This window comes from Leptospira sp. WS58.C1 (genome assembly GCF_040833995.1).
Taxonomy (GTDB): Bacteria; Spirochaetota; Leptospiria; order Leptospirales; family Leptospiraceae; genus Leptospira_B; species Leptospira_B cinconiae.
This window is the reverse complement of record NZ_CP162137.1, coordinates 616,571-633,700: the sequence shown is the minus strand read 5'-3', so window position 1 is coordinate 633,700 and position 17,130 is coordinate 616,571. Positions and strand designations below refer to the sequence as shown.

Genomic DNA, 17,130 nt, shown 5'->3' with positions numbered 1-17,130 from the left:
AAATTATGGTCAAGGTTTCCATTTATTGTCCAGGGCGAGAAGATGACGGGAAAGGATCTTTTCCATATCCCTGTCTTCCTTTTTGCGGTAGATGTGGATGAGGTTACGGAACATTCTTTTAAGAATTGTCAAACTGCTCGCATGAGTGAAATATCTTTCGTGTGCCTGAAAACCGTTCGCTTTTAGGAAACGAATACAGGTAGAACGATCCAACATTACCCCGCCATGATAAGAATCTATATAGGTTTGGAATTCGGAAGATTCGAAATGTAAGAGAAAATGCAGAGGCATATTGACCCCGTATAAGGGGAGCTGCAATCTATGAGCCACTAATAGATAAATAACGGAAAGAGAGATCGGGATCCCTTTTTTGGAAGAGAATACTTTGTGAAGATACGAATTGTTCGGGTCCTCGTATTGGTCGTGATTTCCGCCGAAACCTTCTTCCTGGGAGAGTACTCTGGTTAAAAAATGCACCTTAACCTCGTCGGAAGCAAGGTCCTCGTTCAAATCCACCAGCTCTTCGACCCGGATAGCAATCTTGTCCAGATACGTCCTGAACTCTAGATAAGATAGATCCGAATCGATCACGGAAGAAAGAAGGAATACACCCTCTTCCAGATCGTCGTAATGATTCGGATGTCCCTTCTCCGCTAAGATAGAATAACGGTAACTGATCCTTTCCGAATGAACGGCAGCACTAACCGAACGAGCAAATACTCTAAGAGTCGGATCTTTGAGTTCGTCCGCAATATCTTGTATTCGAACCTGCCAAGGGATCATACTTGCGATCTCTTTTATGATCCTGGATTTATCCTGAAGAGAAGAAAACTCCAACTGATAAAACTTGTCCTCGATCTTATCCGGGGGAAAGGGAACTATACCGAAAGAAGAATCGGAGGATTGCATATCTATAAAATCCAATTTCAAAAACGAAAGTCAATTCGGATCTGAAAGATCCAAACAAAAAAAGGATGAGTACAATAAGTAAACTATGTCTTCCATCTTTTTCGAACGCACTTGTTTAAGTGATCGGAAAAATCGAATGAGACTTTTGTTATGCTAAGAGAAATATTCAGGTTAGAAAATTTCTTTCTCTAACCCGAGAGGATTAAGCGGTTACTTGCTCTAATTCTTCCAATGCTTTCTTTTCTTGCTCCGCATTTGGAGGAGTTCCATGCCATCCAGGATTATTTTCCATAAAGGAGACACCTTTGCCGAGTACGGTTTCGAAAAGAATAATCGTGGGAGAACCTTTATGGGACTTTGCTTTTTCAAAGGCGGTGATAATGGAGTCGATATTATGACCGTCCGCTTCTAAAACGTTCCAACCGAAAGCGGCAAACTTTTTGTTGAGAGGCTCCAGATTCATTACGTCTTTTGTGAATCCGTCGATCTGTATTCCGTTTTTATCCATAAAAGCGATCAGGTTATCGGTCTTATAATGGGCAGCCGATTGTGCCGCTTCCCAAGTCATTCCTTCTCCACATTCTCCGTCGGAAATACATGCATATACTTTGTAATCTTTTTTAGAAAGTCTCGCTCCTAAAGCGATCCCGACGGCAACGGAAAGTCCTTGGCCCAAGGACCCGGAGGAACTTTCGATCCCTTTTAAGTAGCGGGTGGAAGGATGTCCTTGTAGTTTGGAGTTTATGTTCCGAAAGGTAAGAAGTTCGGATTCGGGAAAAAATCCCGCTTGGGCCATAGCAGCATAACGTACTGCACATACGTGACCATTGGAAAGGATAAGCCTGTCTCTATCTTCCCAATCCGGATCGGAAGGTTTGTGATTTAGGACCTTTTTGTATAATACTGCGTAGATATCCGCAAGTCCCAGAGGACCTCCCGGGTGACCGGATTTAGCCGCAGTGACCATTTTGATCACGTTTTTGCGGATATTATTTGCGAATATTTTGATTTCTTTGGTGTCTTCCATGGTTGCAAAGGCTCCGTATTAATTCGAACGGAACAAAAACAGTCCCGATAGATAAACGAGTGTGTATAATGGTAGAAAAATAAAATGAAGCTTCCTATGGAATTCTTTTTTTCTAGTAAGTCCGGACCAACCCATGAGTAACATTAAGATCAAGGTAAAAGCCGCGACCGCCCTATGAATGTCTATGTATAGTCTATCTACAATTGCGATCAAACCTGCCTGCTCAATTCCTTCCGCCAAATACTTTAACCCGAGCAGGTAAACGGCGGTCCCCAAATTGAAAAGAATTCCACCTGAATTAAAAATACGATGAAGTCGATTGTTCCGAAAGCGAAACCAGTATCCCGTATAAAAAAAAAGGATAGAAAGAGTCATTCCGGTATTGATCAGAAAAAGAGGCATCTGTCCAAAAGACAATACTCGAAAGTAGGAGAAAATCCTTTTTAATCGATTGACCCGACAAAATGGTTTCGAAAACTGTCTCTGAACGCTGCCTTAGCTCAATTGGTAGAGCAGCTGATTTGTAATCAGCCGGTTGTGGGTTCGATTCCTATAGGCAGCTCGTTCATTTTCCGAATAAGATTGACCAGCCACCCTGAGCAAAAATAATGGCTCTCAACAACGGGTAGGTACTCAAGCGGTCAACGAGGGCAGACTGTAAATCTGCTGGCCCAGCCTTCGAAGGTTCGAATCCTTCCCTGCCCAGAAATTTCTCCCTTTCCATCAATACAAAATCCTAATATACAAAAAAGTCCGGAAGGATTCGAAGCTTGCGAGCGAAAGCGTTTGCAGCGATCCGTAGAGAGCGTAAGCAAACGCGTGCCGAGTCCATGGATGGACGAAGGCGCGAGCAAGACGCCGTGGAGCCCAGTCGAGCAGGACGCGAGACTGCGTAACGGCGAATCCTCAAAACTCTCACGATATTATACGATTTCGATGCTTGGAATGATCTGCTTTATCTCTTAGAATGTATCTCAAATGGAGGTTTTTATGATTCCCAATCTTGAGATTAAAGTAGGTGATAAAGTATATATTCCTGAGAGACGGATTCTTTTTGAAGTAATGGCATTAATAATTGTGCTCAGCTCTTCATTCTTTTTTTGAGCCATTTTTTTATAATACTCTTCCAACTTTGGATCCAAATAGATTGGAAAGTGAAGGTCTTTTAAATCACGAGAATAAGTCCCGGGTTTACCTTTTGAAAAATCGTATTCATCTCTCATATCATTTAATATCATTCGAGTCGTATTGGTTTTCCTCGAATTTTGTCGCCTTTCTGGCGGATACTATTCGAATCGATTCCTCTTCATTTTTAGATCTATCAACAAAAATAACGACCGTAATGTAATATTCATTATTTTTCCGAAAGCATTCTCTTATTTCTCCAACTGAATGATCTGGGTCTGGCAAATATATGGCCCGCGGATCGGTAAAAACGAGAGAGGCTTCTGTAAATGTATATCTTGAACAAAATATATTAGACAAATATAAAATACATCCCTTTCGTAATTCACCTTCCCTTGTTTTCTATACAATGGCCAGGCTCCGAGATTCAATATATTCTAGCACGCGACAGCGATCGCAGCGGAAATCCGGCAATGCGCCGTTTATGGCGCTTTGCTGATTGAAGCGTAGAGCGCGGCCCGAGCAAAGCGAGGGAGTCGCCCGAAGGATTCTTTACAAAACCTTAATTCTTGTTCCAAACAACGTACGAAGGTTTTACGGAAACCACAAAATATTTGTCTTTCAAGCGGATCTCAACGTAAGCACGATTTAGGATTTTACGATATACTATATATTCCAAATTCCAAGGACCGGGCTCGGAAGAAGGGCCCAAAAATTTCGGGGGCGCCGTTTCCCCATTCGATTCCGATTCAAATCCGTTTTTCCAGATCCATTTTATGGATAGAGGAAGATAAGCAGGATCCGCAAATGTGAAACTTGCTTCTTCCTCTTCTTCCGCCACGATGGAAAGTAATGTTTCCAAACTTCCCGGGGAAACTTCTTTGCAGAACTGGGGTTGGATCGATGGTGTTCCGAAAAATGGTCTGCGTATTACTTTACACAAATATTTTGCTCTGTCCGGAACAACTAAGTCCGCTTCTTTGTCGCGAGCATCCCAAAAAGGAAATTTATTTCTATTCTCGGGAGGGATGAGTTTATTTAGAATATCAGCCGATTCGGAATCTTCTTCCGAGTCGTCGTCTTTATCGGAAACTTTGGAACCGACTTGTTTTAAGAATAATTCGATCGCTTCTCTACCTCCCCCCTCGAGCGCATAAGCAAATACCGGATCGGGATTTTCTCTCATTAAAATTTTGAGAGCAGGCAAATAGGCCTGTATCCAATCCCAGTTACCTGACTGGCAGATCTTCTTCATTAAAATTTCGGATTCGTCTCCTGCGTTGAATGAATCTCCGATCATTGTGCAGGCCTCTTTTTTTCGGTCCATGATCAGCAGATTTTTTGCAGTCTCCCATTTTCCCCGTTTGGAAGAAGCGTATGTCCCGCTTGTCAGAAAATATCTTGTACTGGATTCGAATTTCCCGTTATGTCTGAGAAACTTCGCGTATAAGAATAGCAGATCCGATTTGGATTCGTTGCTTAATTCCTTGAATCGTCCGGAAAAAAACACTCTTCTATACGGTGTTCCTTTCCCGGATTGAATAGAAGATCCGACCCAAAGTGGAAGTGCCTCGTCTCTTGTCAGAACATCTTTCGAGAATAGATAAAAGAATACGTTATCCCATCCTTCAAAATCCCTTTGTTTCATTTTAAGAGAGTAACAAAGACGGATCAAAGAATGATTTTCTTTTTTGGACAATACTCTGTAAGGATCGGGAGGAGTCGGCTGGATCAACTCACCTGTTTCAGGATGGACCGTGGGTTCAGGAGGTTCCCAAACGAGAGTTTCCTTAGAACAGGAATTTATAACGGCCAATAAGGAGAACGGTGTAACTCCCAATCCATCCGAAAGTGTTTTTACAAGAGAAGACCATTCTCCCTTTTTGTTTTTCAGATTCCCTGCCCTAGTTTGATATTGGATGGCGGGTATATATTTGTTAAATTTTTCGTATAAAAAGTAGAGCCTGGAAGATGCAGTTTTTTTAAAGTCACCTGTGCCGGAAGAGCGGACGACTTCTTCGTATAACGGAATCGCGAATATGGGAGAAAGTTTTTCCAATTCATAAGCTTCTTCGTAGGAAACCGCGAAGCTTAAACTCGGGAGTAAAAAAAATATCAGAAAGAAAGAGGCCGTATTCTTTTTTTTAGAAAACATTCTTCAAAAGCTCCTGTTTTGCATCCGACTTATGGGTCAGAGGACAGGTTTCCGCAGGAAGATGAGATGGATGAAATAGTTCGCCGGTTTTTTTAGGACATTCCGGCCCAGGGAGTTTTCCCGATTCAGGACAGATTTCCATATTCACCGCTCGTTGCGAGTATTGGTATTTTTTTCTTTCTTCCTTATCACCCGATTCCGCAGAGTCGAATAGTTTTGCGATCGTTCCCCATAAAGGAGCTGCAATTGTTCCGCCTAACGCAGAACTTCCCATTCCGAAACCGGGAGAATCGTAACCTAACCAAACCGCCATAGAAATTCCAGGCCTTACCCCTACGAACCAAGCGTCTCTGTGATCGTTTGTGGTCCCCGTTTTTCCGGCAACTTCTCCCCTATAACCGGTATTGCGGACACCTGCGTGGTTTGCACTTCCATGCAATAGATCCACCATGATCTCTGCGGTAGGAGGCGAAATCGCTTTTCTTGTTTGCGGCCATTTCAAATTAAATTCGTCCTGGTCTTTTCTTTGGTAAACAACGTTACCCGCTCTATCGACTACTTTTTCGATCAAATGAGGCCGAACTATATTTCCATCGTTAGCGAAGGCTGAATAGGCGGAAGCCATTTCCAAAGGAGAAAGTTCCAAGGACCCCAATGCTAAAGAAAGATCCCGCCTGAATCTATTCTTTAATACTTTTTCTTCCGGAAAGAAAAACCTTTCAAATGCATTCGAGATCTCGCCTAATCCTAGTTTTTCGGCAATCTGGACCGCCGCGGTGTTTTTGGATTTAGCAAGCGCGACTCTGAGAGAAATATCACCGTCATATTGGTTCCCGATATTTTCAGGCATCCAATTCGAGACGGAGTTTTTATAGATCAAAGGTGCATCTAAGATACGTGTCGCGGGATTAGCGATCCCGGAATCGATCGCTTCCGAATAAAGGATCGGCTTGATCGTTGATCCTGTCTGTCTATACATTCCGGTAGCTCTTGGGAATTGGTTATCCGATTTGAATTCCGTTCCCCCGTGTAATAGAAGAACGTCTCCGGATTGAGGATCCACTGCAACGATTGCAGCCTGTAGTCCGCTGTCTCCGCCCGTAACGAATCGATCCGTATCTATGAATAATTCCAACGCGGGAGAAAGTTCGGCGACTAAATTTCGGAATGGGTTTACATCCGCATTTTTACCGTTCTCCGTGAGTCGATTTCGTCTAACTTGTCCGCTCTTTAAAAGATTCTCCACATGAGTTTTGACAACTTTCTGCAATTCAGCTTGGACCGGCTGAGAGATCGTGGTATAAACTGAAAATCCTCCGCTTTCATATATATTCGTATCCGGATACATTGTCTGGAGGAATTTTCTGACATGTTCGGTCACATAAGGAGAATCATCCTTACGATTTCCATACACTGTCTCCCCGGGAGAACGTGTGTTAAATGCCTGATAGATGTCTTGGATCGTAGGCCTTAGATCTTCCTTTAATGCGCCGTCATTCTCTAGAGATCGTAAGATCGCCTCTACTCTGCCGGAAGAAAGATCAGGATTTTTTAATGGAGAAAAACGATTAGGAGCGGATGCCAAAGACGCCAGGACGATCATCTCCGCCACATTCAAGTCTTTCGGCTTTTTTCCGAAATAAAATTCCGAAGCACTCGCAAACCCGAAAGCCCCATGTCCCAGATACACATTATTCATATAATGTAATAGGATCTTTTCCTTATCTAAGGAAGATTCGAGCGCATAAGCAAGCTGGGCCTCTTTCAACTTTCTTCCCAAACTTTTTTCGCGGTCGTTCAGAAGGATTCGAGCCAACTGCTGTGTAATTGTGGAAGCACCTTGTTTAAATCGAAGACTGATTATATTTACGAAGAACGCACGGAGCACGGAAGAATAATGTATCCCTCCATGGGAGAAAAAGCTACGATCCTCCACAAGGAGTACCATTTTTTTCAGATTTTCGGGATAAGCTTCCCATTCCAAATTGCTGGTCTTTTTGCCGAAAATTTCGGAGACCTTCCTACCGTCCCGATCGTATATGATAGTGGGTTGATGAATATAAAAAATACTTAATAGACCCGGGACTTCCGCTTCCCTTTGAATAACCCCCATCCAGAAAAAGATCAGGAACACCAATGCCAAGGGTAAAGGAATTAGAATGAGCCAAATATTCGGACGGAACTTTGGAAATTGGAACCTTCTCCCCTTTTCCAATAGTCTTTCGGACAAAGTTTTGATCGGACGATGGAAGGGTGTTGGTGATTCCGCTTCGGTTCTGACTTTCTGGAACCAAGGGCGATCTTCCGAGGGATCTTTGGACCAAAACTTTTTCCAAGTTTCCCATTTGGATTGTAGACCTTCTATGATCCTCAAAAACGGAGATTCTTGCGGAACTTCTTTTTGAATAGGACGAACGATAGGTCGTTCCCTTTCCTGATATGTTGGAGCTCCAACAGAGGGGACCGGCATATCGTCTTTGGGAGTTTGTTTTTCTTCTAAGGTTTCAGGTGGAGAAGATACGTATTTAACCAAAGCCTTTTGGCCGCATCGATAACAAGTGAGTTTAAAAACAGTCCCTGTAGGAACTCCTTCGGGAAGCCTGGAAACGGTTCCACAAGAAAGGCATTCGAACTTAGTTTCTGTAAGAGTGCGGACCTTGGTTTCCAACATCTCTATTAATGTCGGAGAGATCCGTGTACCCTACAAGCAAGAAAGTGTTTATGGCACGGGTTTTCTTTCGGTGATTACCAGAAAATCCGCCAATTTCCAATCCTCTTCCTGAAAACTTTTGCCTTCCTCCGAAGGAAAAATACTGACGGTTAAAACATTCAGGCCCATTTGTTTCAGCCTATATGTCAGCCCTAAACTTCGATCAGAATGAAATCTTCCGTTCACATGTACAATCTTTCTTTTTAATAAAAAATATGCCTCTGCTATAGAATCCGACATAGAAGCATCCCAAACATATTGTGCATCTATAAATTTTTGTTTATCGGGAGAAAAACCGGTAGATGTATGCTCTGCGATCATTGCCGAGAGAAGTTCTTCGTATTCTTTTTGTCTGAATAAATTATAAGTATATCTCGGCGGAAGAAAAGGAGTTCTGATCTTATATAAAGATTCCAAACCTTGGTGAGATACAAGGTTTACGTATTTTCTCGGAGCGTTAGCCGCAAGGACAGGAAGTTTATTTTCTTTCGCAAAAGATACCATCGGATGATAATCCGTTTGGTAATTCGGCCAAAATTTTCCGGAACTCAAAAATCCCTTTTCAGTAATCTCCCCTTTACAATATTCATCTACGGATCTCTGTTGATCCTTCTCCAACATTTCCAAAGAAAGAAGTGTAGAATATGTAGAGGCCAATTTTTGGAAAGCCTCCAATTTCCATACATGTCCGACCTTATCGTTATGCTCTTCTCCGAAAATGATGACATCCGCGTCTTTCGCCTTTTCGATGATAGACGAAAGATCCACCTTGGTCTTACTTTTTGTTTCATAGATCTCGGGAGCAAAAGATTGGGAAAATATAAAAGAAGGGAATAAAAGAAGGGACCAGAAAATACGAACTGACATGAAACTAATTTGTAAATCCGGAAAAAAAAGAAAAGAACTTAAATACGCATTAGAAGCTTGTAAATCGATCGACAAAGACACATACGATTAGATCTTTCTACCTGCTTATGCCGAGGTGAAGATGAATACGGAAACTGTTACAATCAAAACGGCTCATGGAGAAATGCAAACATTCGTGGCTTATCCGGATTCTTCTCCTTCTCCCTGTGTTTTGGTATTACAAGAGGCATTCGGTGTAAACGATCATATCAAAGATGTCGCAGTCCGATTTTCAAAGGAAGGTTATCTTGCTGTCGCTCCCGAACTTTATTATAGGACCGCTCCTCCAGGATTTGCGGGAAGTTACGAAGATTTTATGGCATTAAAACCTCATTTCAGCCAACTAACGCCTGAAAATCTAGAATCAGATCTGAGCGCTGTCCTGGATTGGATCAAATCAAATCCAAAAAGTATTCCGGATAGGATCGCGAGCATCGGTTATTGTCTGGGTGGATGGGTTTCCTTTTTTGCAAATTCGATATATAAATTCAGAGCGGCTGTTTCGTATTACGGATCCAGGATCGTCCAAACTTCCGAAGAATATTCCCCCAAACAGAACGCCCCATTACTTTTAGTATGGGCGGGAAAGGATAGAAGTGTAAAACAAAATCAAATAGCCGCGATCTCCGAATTACTAAAAAGCTCCGGAAAAAATTATGTGGAGTTGGTCTTTTCTGAAGCAGAGCATGGGTTCTTTTGTGACGCAAGAGCGGCTTATCATAAAACTTCAGCCGCTCAAGCCTGGGCGATCACATTAGCTTTTTTGAAAGAACATTTGTAGGAACTTCAACAACAGGACTCTATTTTAGATTTTTCTCGATTTCCTCGGTGACCTCTTTGCTATCCGGTTCGGTTCCGGAACGGAATCTTGCCACAATTCTGCCCGCAGGAGAGATCAGGAATTTTTCAAAATTCCATTTTACATCACCCGGATCCGGAGCATTAGAAGTGAGGTATGCATACAAAGGATGTTGGTCTTCTCCCTTCACTGAAATTTTGGACATCATATCGAAGGTTGCACCTTTTTTCAGTCTGCAGAATTGTTCTATCTCTTCGTTACTGCCCGGTTCTTGAGATAGAAAATTATTCGCAGGAAACCCTACGATCTCGAAGCCCTTCTCTTTATATTTTTTGTATACCTTTTCCAAATTTTCGTATTGGTAGGTATACCCGCATTTAGAAGCCACGTTTACGATGAGTAAGGTTTTACCTTTATATTTGGAAAGTGCCACATCCTTTCCTTTGATATCTTTTACCGTAAAATCATAGACGGCCTTAGGAGCGGAAAATAGAGAAGAGGTAAAGATCATTATGGAAAGTAAAATCAAAACGGATTTGAAAGCCATAGTGGAATCATATCCAAGTCCCGGAAACAGGTCCATCCGTTTCCGGGATATTCGTTTGGTCTGAAACCGGTTTTTTTACGGGAGTTGTTTTATTGCAAAACGAACTCTCTGGAAGTCCCGGTAAATTTTTTGTAGGTCCAGAAAATTCCCCAGAACTGTTTCGCTAAACCGTTGTATACAATCCTGTAAGTGCCAGCCGGTTGGTTGCGGATCAACCAAGTGATCGTAACTTCGGAAGTAGCGGAAAGATCTCCGCCGGTCCTTGCCCAATCATAAGCGGTGTATGGATTGTTATCATTTGCGACGGTCAACCATGAACTTCCGTTCTTCCTTTGGATTTCCAAATAAGAGTAAGTATTCGGATCATAAAAAGAAGAAAGAGTTCCATCCAGCTTTTTGTCTTGGACAACTCTTGGATGTGAACCTTGGAATTTAACCGTTACGGCATCCTTGCTTTTGTTGTAAGAAGAATTTGTATCCGCCAGGACTTTTCCAAAATCTCCTCCATCATTCACAACACCGTTTTTGGATAACCAAGTTTGTATAAACTGTTGATTGGAAAGATCAGGAGGATTCGGCCCTGCAGCCGTAGGGCGATTCGCCACTATATCCTTCGCGATCCTATCGAATTCCTGGATCAGTGCCGCGTTCGCCCATGGTCCATAAGCGCTAAATCCTCCTTCGAAATTCTGAGCGGAATATTCTTCCCGAGTAGTTAAATACTGAGCATAAGCATTTGCCATCGCTCCTACAACTACGTTGGAGATTCCCCCCGGAGCAAGAGTAGCGGTTAACTTAGCTTTCAACCTTCTTCCTGCATTCGTAGTTACCTCGAAAGGAGAAGCCACAATCGCAGTGTTGCCTATCGTAATCACTTGTAACGGAAGGACTACCGGAACAAAAGGCACCTGAGGATTCGGGAACCAGAAATTATCCACTTCTCCCACAGGAAGAAGTGTGAACTTTTCCTTATCACACTCCTCATACTCTGCAGAGCCCAAAGCCAATTGAGCGATGGGCCAAAGATATCCCAAGATCTGGGCGGCACCGCTTAAATTAGTTAAAGAATAATTCTTTTTAACCCAAGCTCCATTTTCAAAAACGAAATCGTTCCGAATTTCACCTTCTCTTGCGAAATCTACAGGTGCACCTTCTTCATCTCCGGCCAAAAATCCACCGCCGACAGTAGCCACGCAGGTCGTATTTCCTGAGTTCGTATCCCAAGGCATGGAGAAGGTCCCGATATAGGAAGGATCTACGGCAACTTTATTATTCCAAACGACGTGAGAATGTCTGTATCCGATATTTCCCGTTATCGTTGATGTAGCTGCATTATACAATTCTAAAGCTCTATTTCCCTGTTTAGTACCATGAACGATAGGATTTTCCAAAGGATCCAGGCTTGGATCCATCTCATTCGGCCTTAAGAAAGGTTTCGTAATATCGCTCGGATCAGGAGAATTCGGGCTCACATCTCCCATGGGACCTTGAGGAAATGCGGCCACAAAATTCCCACCAAACGTATTTTCTACCAGATAAGAAGCATAACCCTTATTATCTCCATGAGCTCTACGATTCGTAATTCCAAGAGAAGTTCCGTGAACGGCAAACCAGTTCAATAAACCGATGGGAGAACCGTCTGTTCCTTCGAAACGAAGTAAACTCATTGTCTCGTTTATATTCGTAGGGTAATTGGTCTTATCTAGATTCCAGTTATACGCGGCAATAGATCTGTTATTCGCAAAATTGGAAAGATTTCCCGCTATAAATTTGATCCTTGCCTCTCTTCTCTGATTATAAGCCGCCTTAATAGAATCCACGATACCGTTTACTACGATATTATAGTGAACCTTATCAAAACCGATCACTCCGTTGAATAGATTGAATAAGGTGTACCAAGAAATATTAGAAGGGGCGGCATGTGTGTGGGTCGCAAACAAAAGAACATTATCATTATTGAATTCAGATCCGTAACCGTCGGCCTGTAACTTTTTAACGACCCCCATCTTTACACTTTGGTACATATGGATCATATCGTTGGTAACTATGGCAACTCGCCCTCCACCGGGACGTTCTATCACGAAGGCTCTAGCATAAAGCCTCATTGCTAAACCCGACATCTCGTCTCCCGGACTATTATATCCAGTGCTCGATTGTACGAAAGGTCCCGTTATATCGGACTTTGCAGCACCTACTAAGAATACATCCGCAGGCGTGGAAGTGGGTAAAGCAAGACTGTTTAAAATCGGATTTGAACCCTCTGGCTTAGCTCGATCCGAAAAAACTGCCTGTTCCAATAATGTGTCTTCTTCCGATCTAGGATCACAACCGATCGTGATGAGGATAAGCGCCAATGCTAAGGTCAAAAAATCCGAATGTTTGTTTTTCATTTCCTTCGCCTCCATAGTCCAACAAAATGGCGTAACCGAAATTTAAGGAAGGTCAAATTATTTTTGAAAAATATGTAAGTAAATACATACGTTCGAAAAAACATTATAAATTTTTAATTTATTTCGAACGGGATATATACTTGTTTGAAAATTTTATAATTGAAATATAAGTGATCGGTGCGTCATTGTAAGTGAGGCCGGAAAATTGTCCGGCCTACAGCGGTAATTAACCCGGAATAAACCCTCATACATTCCTTACCTGGGCAGTTTCGGATCTTCCGAAAAGGAAATTCTATTTTTTTGCTATAAACCAATCAAAACTGAAACTCGCCACATTCGATTGAGTTTCATCAAAGAGTTCCACACCAACTGTAAGTCCCGCTCTTCCCTTCTTTTCGAGTTGGGCCATAAACGCGGACCATTCCTCTTCGTGAATCACTCCTCTGGATATAACTCTACCTTGCGCAGGCTTTTTATACTTTACTTCCGATTTACGCACCACCGGAATAATTTCGAAAGGAAGGGAAGCCACTTTGGAAAGTAAATATTCCCCTCCACTCCCTTCCGCAAGTGCGAATAATGCTGCAGCGTGTCCGGAACCTACATGGTTTTTATAGATCGGTTTGTCTTCCATTACCAAGAGAGCATCTTCTCCCTGTTTAGGTCTGGAAAGCTGGATATGTACATTGAAGGGTATGGACAAAACGTCGAATTTCTCTGTCATACAGCTAGTTAGAAATTTCGTTCGTTTTATATCAAACCGAAAAGAAAGTGTATGATCGATTTATTCGTAGATTCGTTTGTAAAACGAACTTTCAGGTCTATTCCATATCCAACATTTTCATCTGGTATTGTAGTTTTCCTCTGGAAATTTTCAAAAGCCTAGCGGCCTCCGATTTATTCCCTTTACATTTCTGTAATGCCGTTTCTATCAGTCTTCTGGAATACATGGAAACCAAAGGTTCGAACCCTGCTGCATACGATCCGTTTGCAATGGGAATTTCCCCAATTTCTTCTTTTTGGGAATTTTTCAGTTCCAATAACTCGGGAGGAAGATCCGAAATTTTGATATGATCTCCTTTTAGATCGGCAAGAGTCCGGATAATACAATTTTCCAATTCTCGTATATTCCCCGACCAAGGAAATTCCAAAAAAAGATCCATAACTTCTTCGCTAATATTGGGTTTGTCCATCTCCATTTGTTTGGAATAATGTTCCACGAATCGATTCGCAAGAAACGGGATATCGGATCTTCTTTCTCTTAAAGGTGGGATCCCGATCTCGAATACGTTGATCCTATAATACAAATCCTCTCTAAAAGTTCCTTTTGCGACCATAGATCTAAGATTTCTGTGAGTAGCAAAGATCGCTCTACATTCCGCCTTAAGTTCGGAACGCCCACCCACTTGTTTGTATTTACGTTCTTGCAATAATCTTAATATTTTAGGCTGGATCTCTATAGGCATCTCGCCCACTTCGTCGAAAAATAAAGTACCGCCGTTAGCTTCGGCTACCAAGCCAGCGTAATCGGATTTTGCGTCGGTAAATGCTCCTTTTACATAACCGAAAATCTGGCTTTCCCAAAGGTTTGCCGGAACGGCGGCGCAGTTGATCGGAACGAATGGACTGTCTTTTCCTCTTCCTAATTCATGGAGAAGACCCGCAATTATCTCCTTTCCGGTGCCGGTCTCCCCGGTAATCAATACAGGTTGTTCTCTTCCGGAAATTCTTTCAACTCGGTCCACAACCGCCTGCATACTCCTAGAAGCATATATTAAGGTTTTATTAGATAACACCCTCTCCTGAGGGACGGCGTCATAGATAGAATCCCTCTCTAAAATGGTCCTTTCTAAGTTGGACGTATATTGTTGAAGCTCCTGCCTGGCTTCGCGAATAGAGCGGACCATTGCATTAAATGCCTGGGTCAAGAGACCGATCTCGTCCTTATTACGCACTTCTACTTCGACGGAAAGTTCTCCTCCTTCTACTCGATCCAAACCTTTTAATAAGGCAAACAACGGATTTAAGATGGAGATCTTCATAAAGATCAAAAATCCGAAGATCAATACACAAAGACCTATAAATAAACGGATCGCCCAATCTAGAACGTATCCGTGAACAAAACTTCTATAGGAAGAATACTCCAATCCCATTTCGACATTATTTATGAAATTCTGATATACAATCAGGGGTTTTCCGGACGAAGCCAAAACGAAAGAGCGAAGTCCCGGAACTGCGAGGCTTAGATCGGATTTGGAAACATTTTCCCCTAATTTAGAAAGAAAAACGGAATCCTTAGGCGGAGAGGATAATTTTGCATTTTGTAGCACGTTCGTTTGGATGCTGTCGTATTCGTTCTCAATCGCCTTGCTTAACCCGCCAGACATTACCTGAGTCACGGACAATGCCATCGCGAGTACTATCGTCAGGATCCGAACCGTAAGCGAAGTTCTATGTCCGCCATAACTAACGAAAAAGATATGGAATATGAAAAATCCGGAGATCACGGATATGGCCAATGCGTTTACGAATACTTCTGCACTTACTTGACCGAGCCTGAATAAGGTAAGATAGATCGTCGGTATCAAAAAATTCAGGAAAAAGGAACCGAGTATTCCCGCAAGAGCGATCCTTTTCTGGTCCTTATTCTTTAAGATCTGTACGATCGCTATGGCGATCACACTCAGGGTTAAGAATAAAGAGAATATAGCCACAACTCTTCCCGGAAAGGTAGCGCTAAGATCCCAATATTGTCCGTTAAATCTGAACGTTTTAACGGAATCCTTTGTCTGCCATACGAACCAAAGGGAGATTAAAGCCGCAATCCCCAATTGTATCTTAAACAGATAAGAGGATACCTTAGGAAAAATCGCTGATGGAAATTTAAGAAAAAATCTTTGGAAAAATACTGCGGCAAATAATGCGGCGGAAACCGTGATCCATCTATGTAATGCACCTCTTGGATCCGTTTCTACGGAAGCATATACACAAGCAGAATATAAAAAGACCAAACATAAGAACGAGAGCATCAACTCCCTTATGCCGGAGATCTTATTTTTTACGCTTAGACAGTATACCACTCCTAAGATACATAGAAGTACTGCGATCAAAAAAGAAAGGGTCAGGAATTGGAGATACATGAAATAAAAGCGGAGTTTAAAAAGACCATTCCAAAACGGAAGGTCAAGCGACATTTCGATTTTCTTGAATCACGTTTCGAAACGCCGCTTAAGTGATAATTCTAACGTTTTCCTTTCCGATTAAAATATTCTTCCAGTCTTTCTTTTATATTCTCTCTGATATCCAAATAGAAGAGCCCGTAATCGGAGATATGATAATTTTTTTTGTTTCCTCTTCTGGATTCGTAGTTCGGATTAGAAGGTAGATCCACCCAAAGCATTTCTCCTTCACATTTCGTTCTAACATAAGCCTTATCCAAACCCGAAAATTGGATACCAACCCCGCCCTTATGTTCTTCTTTAGGAGTTTCGGAACTGTTCGGAGTCCAGTTCACTGGATTGACACAAACCCCTCCCACATACCTTTCCGGTGGAAGTGCAAAATCGGAAAGTTGGGACCCCCATTTTTTGGAATTCCAGCTGATATAACATCCTAGATCTTTTGAGTTCTTGCATACTTTTAAATTCTTAAACTCGGAAGAATGTACTGCCCAACCAGGAAGATATGCCGCCACAAAGTTCGGGACTTTTTTCTGATCCAAATATTCCTTTAATACATGAATAAGCATCATGGAACCTTGGCTATGGCCTGCGATAAAAAACGGTCTTCCTTGGTTATAATGTTTTAGATAATGATCAAAAGCGGAAAGTACATCCTTTTTTGCTATCTCAAATGCCTTCTCTCCGCTTCCGGAATCATCGATAAAGGAGTATAACGCTGCTTGTCTATATCTTGGTGCATAGACTTTTGCCGATTCATTAAAAACGGAGGCCTGCATTTTTAAGGGAGAAAGTCCATAAACGATCAGGCTAGTTCCGATCTCCGCATTCCAGCCATCCGCCTTAATAAAAGTTGTAGGATGGACAAAGAATACGTCCGCCTTTGCCACATTTTGTCCATCTTTCCAACCTGTAATTGCCGGAACCTCGTCGGGATCATCTTTCAGCTCAGGAAGGGCAGCCCAAGATTCATTTTTAGAATAATCGGGAGAAGTCGGAACATTCTCCGAAGCAAAAGGACCGGAAGGTTTGATCAGATATAGAAAGATCGAAGTACAGTTTGAAAATAAAAATCCCCAAACTAGTAAAAAAGAATATAAGAAAAGTCTCATGCGCTAGAAGTCCTCCTCTTTCCCTTTGATTTTTTTGGGAAAGATTACAGGGGATAGAAAGCAATATCCGTACCGAGCGGAGAAGGTTCGAAACTTGTAGATCCTCCGATATAACGGCGATTCCATTGGTTTGGCGGAATAGAAATCGATTGAAATCAATCAATTGTCTATTTTCGGCGATTGAAAATGATCAATGGAATTTTGTTAGAATAACTATTCCGTGAATACATTCAAAATATTGAATCCATTTTGTAGAACAAACGGTATGCAA

Annotated in this window: 13 protein-coding genes, 2 tRNA genes and 1 pseudogene; 3 read left to right on the top strand and 13 right to left on the bottom strand. The window is 42.1% G+C overall.

The window, feature by feature from the left end:
* Positions 1-9: 9 nt before the first annotated feature.
* From AB3N61_RS02910 to AB3N61_RS02900, 3 genes are all read right to left on the bottom strand, one after another.
* Entirely contained in the window at positions 10-909 is a 900-nt protein-coding gene (locus tag AB3N61_RS02910) for a transglutaminase-like domain-containing protein (protein ID WP_367898438.1), read from the bottom strand.
* A 202-nt stretch (positions 910-1,111) separates the two neighbouring features.
* A complete protein-coding gene (locus tag AB3N61_RS02905) occupies positions 1,112-1,936 on the bottom strand; it encodes a transketolase (RefSeq protein WP_020768609.1) in 825 nt (274 codons plus the stop codon).
* Between the two features lie 18 nt (positions 1,937-1,954).
* Complete coding sequence (locus AB3N61_RS02900; protein WP_020768634.1) at positions 1,955-2,338, bottom strand: hypothetical protein; 384 nt, start codon at positions 2,336-2,338, stop codon at positions 1,955-1,957.
* Positions 2,339-2,425: 87 nt separating this feature from the next.
* On the opposite strand from AB3N61_RS02900, the gene AB3N61_RS02895 reads away from it, so the two are divergent.
* Both AB3N61_RS02895 and AB3N61_RS02890 read left to right on the top strand, forming a co-directional pair.
* A tRNA-Thr gene (locus AB3N61_RS02895) sits at positions 2,426-2,498 on the top strand.
* Positions 2,499-2,559: 61 nt separating this feature from the next.
* Positions 2,560-2,641, top strand: a tRNA-Tyr gene (locus AB3N61_RS02890).
* Positions 2,642-2,976: 335 nt separating this feature from the next.
* On the opposite strand, the pseudogene AB3N61_RS02885 reads toward AB3N61_RS02890, so the two are convergent.
* From AB3N61_RS02885 to AB3N61_RS02865, 5 genes and pseudogenes are all read right to left on the bottom strand, one after another.
* A pseudogene (locus tag AB3N61_RS02885) lies at positions 2,977-3,159 on the bottom strand (toxin-antitoxin system, antitoxin component); the annotation flags it as partial.
* Between the two features lies 1 nt (position 3,160).
* Complete coding sequence (locus tag AB3N61_RS02880) at positions 3,161-3,346, bottom strand: BrnT family toxin (protein ID WP_367899050.1); 186 nt, start codon at positions 3,344-3,346, stop codon at positions 3,161-3,163.
* Positions 3,347-3,623: 277 nt separating this feature from the next.
* Entirely contained in the window at positions 3,624-5,216 is a 1,593-nt protein-coding gene (locus AB3N61_RS02875) for a hypothetical protein (RefSeq protein WP_367898437.1), read from the bottom strand.
* Entirely contained in the window at positions 5,206-7,887 is a 2,682-nt protein-coding gene (locus tag AB3N61_RS02870; protein WP_367898436.1) for a transglycosylase domain-containing protein, read from the bottom strand. Before AB3N61_RS02870 ends, AB3N61_RS02875 begins: the two co-directional genes overlap by 11 nt.
* A gap of 48 nt (positions 7,888-7,935) precedes the next feature.
* Complete coding sequence (locus tag AB3N61_RS02865; protein WP_020768652.1) at positions 7,936-8,793, bottom strand: ChaN family lipoprotein; 858 nt, start codon at positions 8,791-8,793, stop codon at positions 7,936-7,938.
* Positions 8,794-8,914: 121 nt separating this feature from the next.
* On the opposite strand from AB3N61_RS02865, the gene AB3N61_RS02860 reads away from it, so the two are divergent.
* Entirely contained in the window at positions 8,915-9,613 is a 699-nt protein-coding gene (locus AB3N61_RS02860) for a dienelactone hydrolase family protein (protein WP_367898435.1), read from the top strand.
* A 19-nt stretch (positions 9,614-9,632) separates the two neighbouring features.
* On the opposite strand, the gene AB3N61_RS02855 is transcribed toward AB3N61_RS02860, so the two are convergent.
* The 5 genes from AB3N61_RS02855 to AB3N61_RS02835 form a co-directional block, all read right to left on the bottom strand.
* Complete coding sequence (locus AB3N61_RS02855; RefSeq protein WP_367899049.1) at positions 9,633-10,142, bottom strand: glutathione peroxidase; 510 nt, start codon at positions 10,140-10,142, stop codon at positions 9,633-9,635.
* A gap of 125 nt (positions 10,143-10,267) precedes the next feature.
* Positions 10,268-12,568 carry a neutral/alkaline non-lysosomal ceramidase N-terminal domain-containing protein gene (locus AB3N61_RS02850; protein WP_367898434.1) on the bottom strand — a complete coding sequence of 767 codons (2,301 nt, stop codon included), beginning with the start codon at positions 12,566-12,568 and terminating at the stop codon, positions 10,268-10,270.
* Between the two features lie 292 nt (positions 12,569-12,860).
* Positions 12,861-13,292 carry a YiiD C-terminal domain-containing protein gene (locus AB3N61_RS02845; protein WP_367898433.1) on the bottom strand — a complete coding sequence of 144 codons (432 nt, stop codon included), beginning with the start codon at positions 13,290-13,292 and terminating at the stop codon, positions 12,861-12,863.
* Positions 13,293-13,389: 97 nt separating this feature from the next.
* On the bottom strand, positions 13,390-15,762 hold the full coding sequence (locus AB3N61_RS02840; protein ID WP_020768678.1) for a sigma 54-interacting transcriptional regulator: 2,373 nt from the start codon (positions 15,760-15,762) through the stop codon (positions 13,390-13,392).
* Between the two features lie 47 nt (positions 15,763-15,809).
* Complete coding sequence (locus AB3N61_RS02835) at positions 15,810-16,859, bottom strand: DUF3089 domain-containing protein (protein WP_020768615.1); 1,050 nt, start codon at positions 16,857-16,859, stop codon at positions 15,810-15,812.
* Between the last annotated feature and the right edge of the window lie 271 nt (positions 16,860-17,130).